The 14,400-nt window shown below is 56.9% G+C and carries 12 protein-coding genes; 2 read left to right on the top strand and 10 right to left on the bottom strand.

The window, feature by feature from the left end:
• Nucleotides 1-4 precede the first annotated feature (4 nt).
• Nucleotides 5-1,153: a solvent efflux RND transporter periplasmic adaptor subunit SrpA gene (srpA, locus tag JZ00_RS15255; RefSeq protein WP_152668439.1), complete on the bottom strand. Its 1,149-nt coding sequence runs from the start codon at nucleotides 1,151-1,153 to the stop codon at nucleotides 5-7.
• 226 nt (nucleotides 1,154-1,379) lie between these two features.
• Here srpA and srpS point away from each other — a divergent pair, with 226 nt between their 5' ends.
• Together srpS and JZ00_RS15245 are read left to right on the top strand one after the other, a co-directional pair.
• Nucleotides 1,380-2,159, top strand: coding sequence for a solvent efflux transporter transcriptional repressor SrpS (gene srpS / locus JZ00_RS15250; RefSeq protein ID WP_039591833.1), 780 nt, complete (start codon nucleotides 1,380-1,382; stop codon nucleotides 2,157-2,159).
• Nucleotides 2,160-2,164: 5 nt separating this feature from the next.
• On the top strand, nucleotides 2,165-2,815 hold the full coding sequence (locus JZ00_RS15245) for a TetR family transcriptional regulator (RefSeq protein WP_039591834.1): 651 nt from the start codon (nucleotides 2,165-2,167) through the stop codon (nucleotides 2,813-2,815).
• Nucleotides 2,816-2,833: 18 nt separating this feature from the next.
• Here the strand turns inward: JZ00_RS15245 and JZ00_RS15240 are convergent, their stop codons facing one another.
• From JZ00_RS15240 to mhpB, 9 genes are all read right to left on the bottom strand, one after another.
• On the bottom strand, nucleotides 2,834-4,477 hold the full coding sequence (locus JZ00_RS15240) for an acetolactate synthase large subunit (RefSeq protein ID WP_039591835.1): 1,644 nt from the start codon (nucleotides 4,475-4,477) through the stop codon (nucleotides 2,834-2,836).
• 194 nt (nucleotides 4,478-4,671) lie between these two features.
• On the bottom strand, nucleotides 4,672-6,420 hold the full coding sequence (locus JZ00_RS15235; RefSeq protein ID WP_039591836.1) for an FAD-dependent oxidoreductase: 1,749 nt from the start codon (nucleotides 6,418-6,420) through the stop codon (nucleotides 4,672-4,674).
• A gap of 409 nt (nucleotides 6,421-6,829) precedes the next feature.
• Nucleotides 6,830-8,098 (bottom strand): OprD family porin, encoded by a 1,269-nt coding sequence (locus JZ00_RS15230; RefSeq protein ID WP_039591837.1) that lies wholly within the window; start codon nucleotides 8,096-8,098, stop codon nucleotides 6,830-6,832.
• A 41-nt stretch (nucleotides 8,099-8,139) separates the two neighbouring features.
• Nucleotides 8,140-9,354, bottom strand: coding sequence for a 3-(3-hydroxy-phenyl)propionate transporter MhpT (mhpT, locus tag JZ00_RS15225; RefSeq protein ID WP_039591838.1), 1,215 nt, complete (start codon nucleotides 9,352-9,354; stop codon nucleotides 8,140-8,142).
• Between the two features lie 267 nt (nucleotides 9,355-9,621).
• A complete protein-coding gene (mhpE, locus tag JZ00_RS15220) occupies nucleotides 9,622-10,632 on the bottom strand; it encodes a 4-hydroxy-2-oxovalerate aldolase (RefSeq protein WP_039591839.1) in 1,011 nt (336 codons plus the stop codon).
• Between the two features lie 11 nt (nucleotides 10,633-10,643).
• Entirely contained in the window at nucleotides 10,644-11,582 is a 939-nt protein-coding gene (locus JZ00_RS15215; protein ID WP_039591840.1) for an acetaldehyde dehydrogenase (acetylating), read from the bottom strand.
• Between the two features lie 13 nt (nucleotides 11,583-11,595).
• Nucleotides 11,596-12,390 carry a 2-keto-4-pentenoate hydratase gene (gene mhpD, locus JZ00_RS15210; protein ID WP_039591841.1) on the bottom strand — a complete coding sequence of 265 codons (795 nt, stop codon included), beginning with the start codon at nucleotides 12,388-12,390 and terminating at the stop codon, nucleotides 11,596-11,598.
• An 11-nt stretch (nucleotides 12,391-12,401) separates the two neighbouring features.
• On the bottom strand, nucleotides 12,402-13,259 hold the full coding sequence (locus JZ00_RS15205) for an alpha/beta fold hydrolase (protein WP_200900489.1): 858 nt from the start codon (nucleotides 13,257-13,259) through the stop codon (nucleotides 12,402-12,404).
• Between the two features lie 22 nt (nucleotides 13,260-13,281).
• Entirely contained in the window at nucleotides 13,282-14,226 is a 945-nt protein-coding gene (gene mhpB / locus JZ00_RS15200) for a 3-carboxyethylcatechol 2,3-dioxygenase (RefSeq protein ID WP_039591842.1), read from the bottom strand.
• Between the last annotated feature and the right edge of the window lie 174 nt (nucleotides 14,227-14,400).

The following is a 14,400-nucleotide window of genomic DNA, read 5'->3' as shown; positions in this document are numbered from 1 at the left end:
CCCCTCAGTTAGCCGAGGCTTCAGTGGTAGCGGCGAAGTCAGCTACCAAATCCACATTTTTGGCTTCTGCCGCATTGACGGCGATGCCGCTGCGGACACGTTGAACACCTTCGGTAACGATTCGCTCTCCCTCGGATACGCCTTTGCTGATCAGCCAGGCGTTGCCCACAGTTCGTAGGGTCTGGACCTCGCGGGCCTCAACAGTGTTGTCGGCCTTCACCACCCAGACACTTGGCACGCCACGCGTATCGCGGCTGATGGCTTGTTGTGGAACCAGGATCGCCGCCTGCTGCACACCTTCCTTCAGGAGGGCGTGAACAAACATGCCTGGAAGCAACTTGCGATTAGGATTCGGGAATTCGGCGCGAAGGGTTACTGAACCTGTAGTCGGATCAACGCTGACCTCAGAAAACTTAAGGGTGCCCGGGATTGGGTAAGCACTACCGTCATCCAGGGTCAGGCTGACTTCGGCCTGGTTCTCACCTGTTTTCTGAAGTCGCCCTGACTCCAATGCCTGTTGCAGGCCCAGCAGCTTCGTGATCGGCTGAGTGACGTCAACATAGATCGGGTCCAGCTGAGTAATAGTGGCGAGCGACTGTGCTTGACCGTTAGTAACGAGTGCACCCTCGGTAACTGTCGACCGTCCGATGCGGCCTGAGATCGGCGAAAGCACACGGGTGTACTGAACGTCAATACGAGCGACCTGATAGTCGGCCTCCGCCTGTTTCCATGCGGCAAGGGCATCGTCGTACTGCTGCTTGCTCACAGCCTTGGTTTTCAACAACGTTTCATATCGTCGCGCCAAGTTCTGCGCAGTAGTTCGATTAGCTTCTGCCCGACGCAATTGCGCCTCATAGGTACGCGGGTCAATTTGATAGAGCTGCTGACCCAGCTTGACCTCAGTCCCCTCAACAAAGAACCGCTTTTGAAGGATCCCCGATACTTGTGGGCGCACTTCCGCTACCCGGTAGGCCGAAGTCCTGCCGGGCAGGTCGGTTGTCAGAGTCAGAGACTGTGAGCGGACGGTGTATACGCCCACGTCAGGGGGAGGCGGAGCTGAGGCGATGTGGTCTTTTTCACCACAGCCGGTTACCAGCATCAGCGCCGTTAGGGGAATTGCATGTAATGCACGCGAGGATCGTATCTGTCTCACCGATTTGCTCCATCTCTGCGCCCCTAGGCCGGGGACTTGTAATTGCTGAATCACAATGTGGTTAAGTGTACCACTATGCGATACTATGAGCGCAAGCAAGCAGTAACGACCATCGGTCGAACGTTGGTGAGATAGATGTTCGGAACGTGTGACTGGCTAGGCGAGGCATGGAGCTCTAAAGTGGCGGCCATAACAGATACTGCAGCGGTGCACGCTGAGGAGAAATATGAACCAATCAGACGAAGTCGGTGGAAAGGCGGGGGGTATTCAAGTCATCGCCAGAGCTGCCTCGATCATGCGAGCCCTTGGCAGTCATCCGAATGGCTTGAGCTTGGCGGCTATCGCGCAGTTGGTCGGGCTGCCGCGCTCGACCGTCCAGAGAATCATCAACGCCCTGGAAGAAGAGTTTTTGGTTGAGGCATTGGGCCCTAGTGGAGGCTTCCGCCTTGGGCCGGCGCTTGGCCAGCTCATCAACCAGGCACAATCAGACATTCTTTCGTTGGTAAAGCCGTACTTACGCTCATTGGCGGAGGAGCTTGAAGAGTCGGTCTGCCTGGCTTCTCTGGCCGGCGATAAAATCTACGTGCTGGATCGCATCGTGTCAGAACGAGAGCTGCGTGTGGTGTTTCCGATTGGCATCAATGTACCCGCCGCTGCGACCGCCGCAGGTAAGGTCCTTTTGGCTGCGCTGCCTGAGGAGTCACTCCCAGCAGCACTCAGTGATCAACTTCCAGTGTTCACCCCAAACACGCTCGGACGACAGACGCTGATTAAGCAACTGAGTGAAATCAGGGCGAGCGGCATAGCAAGCGATCTGGATGAACATATCGATGGCGTTTGCTCATTCGCAACGCTTTTGGATACCTACCTTGGCTATTACTCCCTCGCAGTCGTAATGCCGAGTTCCAGAGCGAGTAAGCAGTCGGACACGATCAAAAAAGCTCTGCTATTGACCAAGCAGAATATAGAGCGCGCCATCGGTCGCGCGTCAAAGAAAGCGCCCTAGTTAAAATGGCCAGGAAGACGGTAGCCGAGGCTGAGGAAACACGACAGCGCATTATCGACGCGGCTGTCGAGGTGTTCGCTGTCCAAGGAGTTCCAGACGCTACGCTGGACCAAATAGCCCGAAAGGCAGGCGTCACTCGTGGCGCCGTTTATTGGCATTTCAATGGGAAGCAAGAAGTACTTCAGGCGGTGCTGACATCGCGGCAGCATCCACTTGAATTGGAGTTCTCCGCCGACGACGGAATCGAACTCTCCTGGGAAGCAGTGGTGACCGCCATGCTTGATGCTGTTAATAGCCCCCAGTCAAAGCGGTTCTCGGAAATCTTGATTTATCAGGGGGGGGACGAATCGGGTCTGATCCATAGCCGCATGGAGCAAGCGAGTAATCGATTCCTGCATTACATTCATCAGGTGCTTAGGCATGCGATTATTCAAGGTGAATTGCCGCAGACTCTGGACCTTCTCACTTCGATAGCCGTCTTCAAAGGGTTGATCACCGGGTTGCTTTATGAGGGCCTACGCAGCCAGCATCAACCGCCTCAAGTCATCAAAGCCGCGCTGAGATCATTCTTGGCGTTGCTCAAGGAGCCTCCTCGCCACTTATTGTGCGAGGAGGTTCAAGTTCCGCAAGCCTCAACAGAGTACTGCCAACAGTAGCGCCTTTTCTGCCACTGATTAGACCGCCAGCGCTCGCTCGCGCAGTTCGCTGTTCAGGATGCGGTCGTTCTCGCTGTAGTCGACTGGGCAGTCAATGACGTGAACGCCGGGGTTGGCAATACAATGATCCAACAGTGGCAGCAAAGCATCCGCGCTTTCCACCCTGTGTCCATTGGCACCATAGGCTTCGGCATATTTGACGAAGTCCGGATTGCCGTAGTCGAGACCGAAATCGGTGAAGCCCATGTTCGCCTGCTTCCAGCGGATCATGCCGTAGCCGTCGTCACGCAGGATTACCACGGTAATGTGCATGTTCAGGCGAACCGCGGTTTCCAATTCCTGGCTGTTCATCATGAAACCACCGTCGCCACACACCGAAATCACCGGGCGATCCGGGTACACCAAATGGGCGGCCATGGCTGACGGCAGGCCGGCGCCCATTGTCGCCAGGGCGTTGTCGAGCAGCACGGTGTTGGGCTTGTGCGCCTTGTAGTTGCGGGCGAACCAGATCTTGTAGATGCCGTTGTCTAGAGCGACGATGCCTTCGGACGGCAGCACGTGACGGATATCGGCCACCAGGCGCTGAGGATAGACCGGGAAGCGGTCATCGTCGGCGCCTTCGGCGATCTGGACTTCGTTGGCTTCACGAATCGCCATGAGACGGGTGAAGTCCCAGTGCAAGGTGTCGCCCAGACCTTCAGCGATCTGCCAGACGGCGTTGGCGATGTCACCGATCACTTCGATCTGCGGGAAGTACACGGCGTCGACTTCGGCGGAACGGAAGTTGATATGGATGACTTCAGTGCCGCCACGGACCATGAAGAACGGCGGCTTCTCGATCACATCGTGGCCGATGTTGACGATGAGGTCAGCCGCTTCGATCGCACGGTGCACGAAATCACCGGACGACAACGCAGCGTTACCCAGGAAGCGCGGGCTACGCTCGTCAACCACACCCTTGCCCAGCTGGGTGGTGACGAACGGGATACCGGTCTTATCGACCAGCTGCTTGAGGACCTTGGCGGTCATCTTGCGGTTGGCGCCGGCACCGATCACCAGGATAGGGCTGCGTGCGGTGCGCAGTTTCTCGATGGCAGCTTCGATGGCCACGTGCTCGGCCAGCGGACGGCGGTGCAGGCTCGGTGGAATTGGCAAGCTGTCGGTCTGCTCGGCGGCAATGTCTTCCGGCAGTTCCAGGTGCACGGCGCCCGGTTTCTCTTCTTCAGCCAGACGGAAGGCTTCGCGCATGCGTGCCGGGATGTTGTCGGCCGAGGCGAACTGGTGGGTGTACTTGGTGATGGGGTCCATCATGCCGCACACATCGATGATCTGGAAGCGGCCCTGCTTGGACTTCTTGATCGGCTTCTGGCCGGTAATCATCATCATCGGCATGCCGCCGAGATAGGCGTAGGCGCTGGCAGTCACCAAGTTGGTCGCGCCAGGGCCGAGGGTCGACAGGCTGACGCCGGTCTTGCCGGTCAGGCGACCATAGGTGGCGGCCATGAAGCCCGCGGACTGCTCGTGACGGGTCAGTACCAGCTTGATCTTCGACTTGCGCAGGGATTCCAGCAGGTCGAGGTTCTCCTCACCGGGAATGCCGAATACATACTCGACACCTTCGTTTTCCAGGCATTGCACAACGACATCAGCGGCCTTAGCCATAGTTCACCCTCATCGCACTCGAGGCAGTTTGGACCTTGGAGGAAGGCGCAGCAGCATGTGCGCCACTCTCCCACGGGCTCTTATCGGTTGGTTTTTACATCTAGTGTTTGCAGCGCAGCGGCCGAGTGGCCTCCAGCGCAGTTGGAGCAAATAAAAAGAAGGCCCGGCATCGAGCCGGGCCTCTGAGGTAATGCTTAACCGAGGACGCTTTGGAGAGCCTGCTGCAGTTCTGAAACTGCTTCGTCGGCCGACCAAACAGCGTTGCTGTGCCGCCAAGCGACATAGCCATCAGGTCGAACCAGAAGCGCGCCTGCCTCGTGAATCTCACGAACCGATTGCCAATCGCAGTAGAGGTCCGCGGTCCCTTTTGCGCCTGTGACAACGGTTTTCAGGAATGGCTGGTTCAAGCTTTCTGCAGCAGCCACCCATGCCTGGCCGGCAAGGCCCGTGATAAGGGTCATTTGCCCTTTACCCACGACATCGAGTGTAGAAATCCGGTGGCCGTTTTCGTTAACCAGCCAAGCGTGAGGAAGCTTGGCACCAGGGCGAGTGGTAGCCTGCAGGTACAGTTCTTTGTCACGAGCCCAGAGTTCAACACCATCCCTAGGATCAGTTTTAACGGCAGAGGACACGTAGCGCTGGTTCAGCTCGACACCTTGAGCGTTGAATTCGCGACTCTTGATTTCCAGCGCCTTCTGCAGGTTCATGCGAACTTCCACACCAGCCGGGCTGGGGTCACGCATGCGATCAAGCAGCTTGGCGATGGTGTCCACGCCATTGCCAAAGTTGAAGCACTCTTTCAGCAGGGCATAGTCCTTACGCGACTGGTTGGCACGTGCCACGATCTGCTTGCCCACGGGGGCACGCTCTGCGGTGTAGCTTTCCAGCAGATTCGGATCGGCAAAGCCTTTAAGAACGTAAGCCAGTTTCCAGGCAAGGTTGAAGCCATCCTGCATACAGGTGTTGGAGCCCAGGCCGCTTGATGGTGGGTGACGGTGAACAGCGTCGCCGGCACAGAACACGCGACCACGGGAATATTCGGTAGCATGTGCCTGGTTTACATACCAGGTCGACATACGCTCAACTTGGACTTCCAACTTGGGGTCGCCTACCAAGAGACGGATCTTCTCTAAAACAGCTTCTGGGGATAGATCGGGTGTACCTTTGGTTATGTCGAAGCCCCAGCCCGCAATCCACTGATCCCACGGACGAATGGCGCGCAGCAAGCCCATCCCGATTTCACCAAAGCCCGCTTCGGGAGTAGCGATCCACTGAAGGATGCTCGGACGGTGTTCTACGTATTTGCTCAGATCTGCGTTGAAAATGACGTAGGCGGTTCCAGCTCTGGCCATCTCGCCAACGATCGGCAGATCGATCTCTTTGGCTACTTTAGAGTTGGCTCCATCAGCTCCCACCAGGTACTTCGCCCGGACTTCGTACTCGACGCCGGTCAAAACGTCTTTCATGCGAGCAGTCACACCTTCGGCATCTTGGACATGGCTCAGATACTCGGTGTTGAAGCTCAACTGGGCACCGCGCATTGCAGCATGCTTAAGAAGGATCGACTCCATCTCGGGCTGGATGAGATCCAGCATGGTGCATGGGCTGCCTTGGACGTAATCGCCCTTGCGTTTGTCGCCAGTGCCCCAAGTGCGCATACGAGCGATTTCTTCACCTGCTAGGCTGGTGGTGAATAGCGTATCGCCCATCTGATCCCACGGTGTGGCCGCTCTCATAACCTCGTCTTCCAACCCAAGATCACGCACGACCTCCATGGCGCGTTGATTCGTGATATGGGCTCGCGGTGAGTTCGCCAGCCAATTGAACATGGTGACCATTTTGACTCGCACACCATAGGTGGCCAGCGCCAAGGCAGTAGTTGCACCAGCAGGGCCAGTGCCGATCACCAGTACGTCGGTATCGAAGCTAGTGGAGGTAGTCATTTCTTATTCTCCAGGCATTACATGTTGATGCTCTGAACTTGCACGCAAGCCCGGAACACGTCCGACAGATCCCAAAGCCAGGCAGCACGAAGTAGCACCAGCCTGGCGTTCGAGACATTAAAAATTTAGAAATGGCAGGCTCTATTAGGACCCGCGGCTCGGGCGAGCGATGCGAATGAGGGGGAAGAGATTCATGGTACCTCCTGATCTTGTATTTTTTTCAGGCCATCAAAGTGTCTAAACCAGCGGCATCAGCTGGCAGGCGAGATCACTCAATTCTTACTTGCATGCTAGCATGCAAGAAGTGTTGTCGCAATCGTCTGGAAACGCCTTTCGTCACGCCAAAAAAAGCCACAGGGTAAGTCCGTGGCTAAAGGTGTAGCGCGTAGGGTGTGGAGCTAAGTCAGCTTCACCAAAGGGCAAAGGTGTAATCAATGTTCACACGAAGCTCATTGTCATCCCGGTGGGTAGCTCCAGGCCCGAAATCATTTCGATACCAAGCGTGTCTGACCCGAAACGCCACGTCCTTGAACGTGCCACTTTGAATCACGTATGAAAGCTCGACGTCTTTTTCCGATTCTTTGAGCTTGTTGCCCCCGAGGTTCGGAAGATCAATGTTGTCCCCGCTGACGTAACGCAACATGCCCTTCAGGCCGGGGACACCAACGCCGACAAAGTCGTAGTCGTACTTAACCTGCCAGCTTCTTTCCTTAGGGTTCAGGAACTCCGAGCTTAGGGTGCCTTCCGTGATCACCAGCGGTTCGGTACCAAAGAGATAGGGCATTGCAGTATCCCCAGTCAGCTGCATGTAGCCAGCGCCGAGACGATGCGCGCCGAGCTGGTAGGTCAGCATCAACGCTGTATTGCGGTTGTCTACCTTCCCAGCTTTTGCGGATCCGTTGTCCTTGGAATCATAGAAGCGGAAGTCGGAGATGAGCCGCCCTGGACCCAGCTCTCGGTTGTCCACGAAACCGAGGTAGTTCTTGTCGTAGATGTCTTCGAGCTCTGCGTAGTAGTACTTGAGCGTGAGGTTTTTCGACCACGCGTAATCGCCCCCCAGGAAGTAGAACGCATCAGACTCCGCTGCTCCGTTGAAGCGTCCGTTTGGAGCTGCAACGCGCATCTTTTGGTAGTCAGTCGAGTCACGCAGGTTGATTCGGTCCAACCAACCCGCGTGCAACGACAGATCGGTAATGTCTTGCGAGCGCAGGTAAGTACCGCGGAAGGTTTGTGGCAGCAGCCGTGTCGGACTTGCGAAAGCGATCGGTAAGAACGTGCTCACGGTGCCGTACTGAAGCTCAGTTTTAGAAACCTTGACCTTCGCTGTCAGGCCTAGCTCGGAGTAGTCCTTCGCTGGTTTCCGGGTGGCGGGAGAGAACGGCAATAGGCCAGTGCCGACACGATCTGGTGAGGAGTCAAGGCGAAACCCCATCATGGCTTGAGCATCCAGTCCGAAGCCCACCACGCCCTCGGTGAAGCCCGAATTGAAGTTGACGATGAAACCCTGGGCCCACTCTCGCGCTGCAGCTTGCGGTGTCTGGTTGATGTAATTGCGATCGAAGTAGTAGTTGCGCAGTGTTACCTTGGCTTTTGAATCTTCTATGAAACCTGCCGCCTGGGGTGAAGCAGCATGCGCAGCCAGCAGCCCTGCGAATGCAATTTTTCTTGATTTGCTCATGTCGTGTCTTCTTTATTGTTTTTGTGATGACGCAATGCCGGTCAAACCACTGAGGCACTCAGCTCGGGGCGTTTTTTCAGCGACGAGAGATAAAGCAGCGAGATAGCAGCCAGAACGATGCCCGGCGCTGACGCCAACATCACACCACCCGCACCGGCCCCCAGGACCATCATTTTTCCTACGACGAGTGGACCGGTCATTGCACCAATACGACCGATTGCGAGTGCTGCACCCGTCCCGGTAGCCCGGCCATTGGCGGGATAGAACTGAGGAGCAAGGGCGTAAAGCACGCACTGGCCACCCGTTGTGAAGATGCCGGCTAAAAATCCTGCACCGATCATGGTAGGAAGTGAGGCCGCCACGGTGAGGCAGGCTAAGGAAATCAAAATGCCCCCATACACCAGGGCCGACATGGCCCAGATTGGCAGGCGATCCATGGCAACGCCGAGCATCAACGTACCCATGGCCGCACCGAGCTGCATGGCCAGCACGACGACGCTTGCTTCACTCGGTTTGAATCCCTGTCCAATCAGGATGCTTGGCAGCCAGTTGATCAGGATGTAGGTGACCATCAGTGTGAAGAAGAAGCTAACCCACAGGAGCAGGGTTTTCTTCAGTGCACCGCCTTCAACCAAGATGGCTTTGGTGGAGGGAACTTCGATCGTGGTGGCTGCAATTGATTGCTTGTACACGTCGGGCAGGAAGAGAATCAGCAAGGGAACGATGACCAAAGGGACCACGCCGCCGACGTAGAAGACGAGCTTCCACCCAGCCCCGAAATCCAGCAGCCCAATGGCGGCTGCCAATGCGGCCCCCAGCGGTACACCGCAGTACATCAAGCTCACTGCCGTGCCTCGCATGCGCTCACCAGCGGCTTCAGAGGCGAGTGCGATCAGGTTGGGCAACGATGCGCCCAGGCCCACGCCTGTGAGGAGCCGGGCGAACAGCAACGCGCTGAAGCTCCAGGCAACCGTAGTGACGAGGGAGAAGATGCCGAATAGTGCAACCGAGACGATGAGTACTTTCTTCCGGCCATAGCGATCAGCAAGGCGGCCGCCAATGAAAGCGCCTGGGAGCATACCGAGTACGCCAACGCTGAAGACCCAGCCCATTTCCAGCTTATCCAAGCTGTAGTCGGCAGACATGCCGTGAGCCGCGATCCCGGGGGCTTGGAGATCCAAGCCTTCCATCAATGCTACGAGGAAGCAAAGCGCGATGGTGATGAAAAGTTTGGTTTTGTCAGTTTTGTCAGTCATAGCGACCCCCTCCGAAGCCCTTGAAAGGTCTTCAGAAAACACGTGATTGTGGTTTTAGTAACGCCAGTGATGTGGAGCTACATCAGCTCAGTAATCACTCAGAAAAAGAGTGAGTAGGAGGGCTGATCACTGCGTGTTCGGAGGCGGTGGCAGTAGGGATTTTGCGAGGCATTCATGTCGGGTGGTCTCTCTTATTGTTGTCTCATAGACCCCTCCCTGACGGGAGGGGATTGCTGCAGACAGCTTGCGTGGAGCTGTCTGCGAACCTCAGCGCTTCAGCAAATCCAGTGCGACATCGACGATCATGTCTTCCTGGCCGCCGACCATGCGGCGTTTGCCCAGCTCGACCAGGATGTCTACTGCTTTGATGCCGTAGCGAGCAGCTGCAACTTCTGCGTGGCGAAGGAAGCTCGAATACACACCGGCGTAGCCGAGAGCGAGAGTCTCTCGGTCAACACGTACCGGGCGATCCTGAAGTGGGCGAACCAGGTCATCTGCTGCGTCCATCAGGGCGTACAGGTCAGTGCCGTGATTCCAGCCCAGCTTGTCTGCGGCCGCGATGAACACCTCCAGTGGTGCATTACCGGCCCCGGCGCCCATGCCTGACAGGCTCGCGTCGATGCGGTCACAGCCTTCTTCGACGGCGACGATCGAGTTGGCCACGCCGAGGCTCAGGTTGTGGTGCGCGTGGATACCGGTGTGAGTGGCCGGATCAAGCACCGCTTTCACTGCGCGGAAGCGCGCACGGATGTCATCCATATTCATCGCGCCGCCGGAGTCGACGACGTAAATGCAGGTGGCACCGTAGCCTTCCATCAGTTTGGCCTGCTGCGCGAGCCCTTCGGGGGTCTGCATGTGGCTCATCATCAGGAAGCCTACCGTGTCCATACCGAGCTCGCGGGCGTATTCGATGTGTTGCTTGGAGACATCGGCCTCGGTGCAATGGGTGGCGACACGGACAACGCGAGCGCCCGCGCTATAGGCAGCTTTGAGGTCGTGCAAAGTACCGATGCCTGGGAGCAGCAACGTTGCTATCTTGGCGTGCTTCACTGCGTCGGCGGCAGCTTCGATCCACTCGATATCGGTGTGTGCGCCAAAGCCGTAGTTGAAGCTGGAGCCTTGAAGGCCGTCACCGTGAGCGATCTCGATCGAATCGACCTTGGCGGCATCCAGTGCTCGAGCGATTGCTTGGACCTGATCCAGCGAGTACTGGTGACGAATAGCGTGCATACCATCACGCAGGGTCACGTCCGAAATGTAGAGCTTTTTACCGTTCATATCTGCGCTCCTCAGGCTTGGCTCATCGACTGTGCCATGCGCTCGGCGGTAGCCAACGCAGCAGAAGTCATGATGTCGAGATTGCCTGCGTACGATGGCAAGTAATGGGCAGCACCCTCGACCTCAAGGAAAACAGAGGTCTTCAGGCCGCTGAATTTGCCGTGGCCGGGAATGTTCAATGGGGCAGATTCAGGGATGACTTCAAACTGCACTTTCTGCTTGAGGCGGTAGCCGGGGACATACGCATTTACTGCGGCAACCATTTCTTCAATGGAGGCCTCAACCTGATCCTGGTCCGCTGCTTCAGACAACACGTAGACTGTGTCGCGCATCATCAGAGGAGGCTCAGCCGGGTTCATGATAATGATGGCTTTACCTTTGGCTGCGCCGCCAATGACTTCGATGGCTTTCGAGGTGGTTTCAGTGAACTCGTCGATGTTCGCACGGGTGCCGGGGCCTGCTGATTTGGAGGCAATTGATGCGACGATCTCTGCGTAATGCACTTTGGCAACACGCGATACTGCAGCGACCATCGGAATAGTTGCTTGCCCGCCGCACGTGACCATGTTCAGGTTCTGCGCGTTGACGTGTTCTTCGAGGTTCACCACCGGCACACAGTATGGGCCAATAGCTGCCGGAGTAAGGTCGATCACCCGGATGCCTGGCTTGCACTCACGCAGCATGGCGTCGTTTTTGACGTGAGCACCCGCACTGGTAGCATCGAAGATGAAATCGATGTCAGCGAACTCTGGCATTTTGACCAGGCCAGCGACACCTTCGTGAGTGGTAGCCACGCCCATTCGGCCGGCGCGAGCCAGACCATCAGAAGCAGCGTCGATACCAACCATCACGGCCATTTCCAGGTGCTTGGCATTGCGCAGGATCTTGATCATCAAATCGGTGCCGATGTTTCCGGAGCCGACAATGGCGACTTTGCGTTTTGTAGTCATTTCTAGATCTCCATCACTCGACACTGAACGACACGCCGACGCGGCCAAGGCCTTCGATTTCGGCTTCAAAATGATCACCTGCGCTTACGCCGACCATCGGTCCCAGGGCACCTGTCAGGATGATGTCGCCTGCTTTGAGAGGTTCACCAAACTCAGCCATTGTGCGAGCGAGCCAAACAGCTGCATTCAGCGGATTACCCAGGCATTCGGCACCACTGCCAGAACTGACGACCTCACCGTTTTTGGAGAGCCGCATCGTTGCGCCGCGCAGGTCTAGGCCATCAATGCGCTGTGCAGGGCCGCCGAGAACAAAACACCCGCTTGATGCGTTATCAGCCACGGTGTCGGCGAATTTGATGTTCCAGCCCTCAATGCGGCTGCCGACAATTTCAAGCGCCGGGAGAACCCAGCCAGTTGCGGCGATGACGTCTGCGAAGGTTGTGGAAGCGCTAGGCAGGTCGCGTTCCAGAACCAGTGCAATTTCTGCCTCGATTTTGGGCTGCAGAACACGTTCGAACGGAACCACTTCGTTGTCGCCGTACGCCATATCTGCAAACAGGCAACCGAAGTCCGGCTGGTCTACGCCCAGTTGGGCCTGGACCTTGGGGTTGGTCAATCCAATCTTGCGGCCAACCAAGCGTCGTCCATTTGCGATGGCATGGGCTTGGTTCAAGCGTTGGATCGCATAGGCACTCTCCACGTTTGTGGCGCCGATCACGTCACGCAGTGGTCCAACAGGCTCGCCATTTCCTTCAGCTCTGCGCAGATCAGCCGCCAAGCGCTCAAGGGTCTCTTGTGTAATGTTCATCGTGACCTCGATCAGTGGGTGAGGAAGTCGAGAACCATGCGGTTGAACGTGTCCGCGTGTTCCCATTGGGCCCAGTGGCCGCATTTGTTGAAGACATGCAGTTGAGAGTTGGGGATGCCGGCAACCAGGCGCAGGCCGGTGTCCATCGGAACAAAGCGGTCATTGCGACCCCAAACTACGAGGGTCTCGGCCTGAATCTCGCCGAGGCGATGGCTGAAGTCAGGGAACTGCTTGAAGTTCGCAGCGAGGCTCGCGGTGAAGTTTTCGAGGTGGTCTTTTCGAGCCAGCATGTTGTCCAGGCGCGCTTGGAACAGTTCCTCGGTGAGGTCGCTGGTGTCGTAGACGAAGATGTTCATCATCTTCTTGAGGTTTTCGATCGTTGGCTCGCGGTACAGGCCGTTGAGCAATTTGATGCCTTCAGTAGGCATTGATACGAATGGGCTGACCCCGCCGGTGCCGCCGCCCATAAGCACGAGTTTGCCTACGCGCTCAGGCCAAGTCAGCGTGAAGGCTACGGCTGTATGGCCACCCATGGAGTTGCCGAGTAAGTGCACCTTGTCCAGGTCCAGCTTATCGACCAAACCTTTCAAAACACGGGCATTAAGATCGGAGCGAGAGCCGGTGCTGACGATCGAATCACTTTTACTCCAGCCAGGGCAGTCCATGAGGATGACCCGGAAGCCAGCCTCTACCAGTGGCTCAATGTTGCGATTGAAGTTGGCCCAGCCGCTAGCACCAGGGCCAGAACCGTGCAGCATGACAACCGTTTCTTTGCCTTCACCGCAGTCGTTGTAATGAATATTCAGATCCAGCTCGCCGTCTTGGACGCGAACGAATTTGCTGCTGTCTTTTTCAGTAATTGCAGTCACGATTGATTCTCCGTGAAGGTTGTTAGCGCTGAGAGTGCGCACTGATAGAGCCGAAGCCTGCGATCCACTCCGGGATCTCCCGGTAGTAGCGATCTGTCGCGGTGTATGCGCCGTGGGCAGCGAGCGCTGAGAACGCAGCGACCCAGGCCTTGACCTCATGCGTGGATTTGCCGGCCAATTGGGAAAGATGTGCGTTGGGGAGCTGATCCAGATCGCTCAACAGGTCCTGCTCAACAACGTCGAGGAAGTATTGATCCCACTCGGGATTCAGCGGATGGAGGGTGTTCTGATCTTCGACAAAGCGCTCAGCTGCGATGACCACGCGTTGGGTGCGTGCTGTGCGCTCGTTTTCTGGTAGGTTGCGGCCACTGCCCATGAGCCGATCAGCCATCCGGGCATCGACTTTGGCTAGCTCCGGAACTGGCGGTTGGTGTGAAAGGCCCCCCGACCCCAGGAACAGCACCCTCTTGTTCAGGGTGCGCGTGAATCGACCGACCGCATCACCCATTAATCTGACCCGCTCGAAGGTAGGCAGAGGCGGGGCCACACAGTTCACGAAGATCGGCAAAACCGGATACTTGTCCAGGCCGCCGAGAAGGAATTCGAGCGGTTGAGCGAAGCCGTGGTCAACCTGCATGCGATACGAAACAGGCATGTCGACGCCATTGCTGAGCAGAGATTCAGCACACGCTTCAGCGATGGATTTGGGCACAGAGAGGGTGCCGGCGAGCGAGCCGAAATCGCCGATGGCTTCAGCCGCCATGCCCAGGCAGAAAGGGGGCATGACATCGTAGAAGAAGCCGTTGTAATGGTCTGGAGCGAAAAGGACCACGAGCTCAGGATCGAAAGCGGCGATGCGTGCACGGGCAGCGCGGACTACTTCATCCACTTCATCGAGCACGTTCTTGGGCGGATCGAAATGCCCAATGAGGGGCGTGTGCGATAGGCAATGCAGGTAAGCGTTCATTGATACGAAACCTTCACGTCGTGCCCCAGTGCAGGCCGCCTCGCACTGGGACGGCATGAGCGCATTTCCTCAATGCCTTACGGCAGAGGGGCAGCGCCATGCAGGTAGATTTGTTTTTGTCTGCCTGATCATCATGCACGCTAGAATGCTAGCATGCAAGCTTGAAGATGCCCG

The organism is Pseudomonas frederiksbergensis (assembly GCF_000802155.2).
In the GTDB taxonomy this organism is placed as follows: domain Bacteria; phylum Pseudomonadota; class Gammaproteobacteria; order Pseudomonadales; family Pseudomonadaceae; genus Aquipseudomonas; species Aquipseudomonas frederiksbergensis_A.
This window is presented reverse-complemented; position numbering and strand designations above follow the sequence as displayed.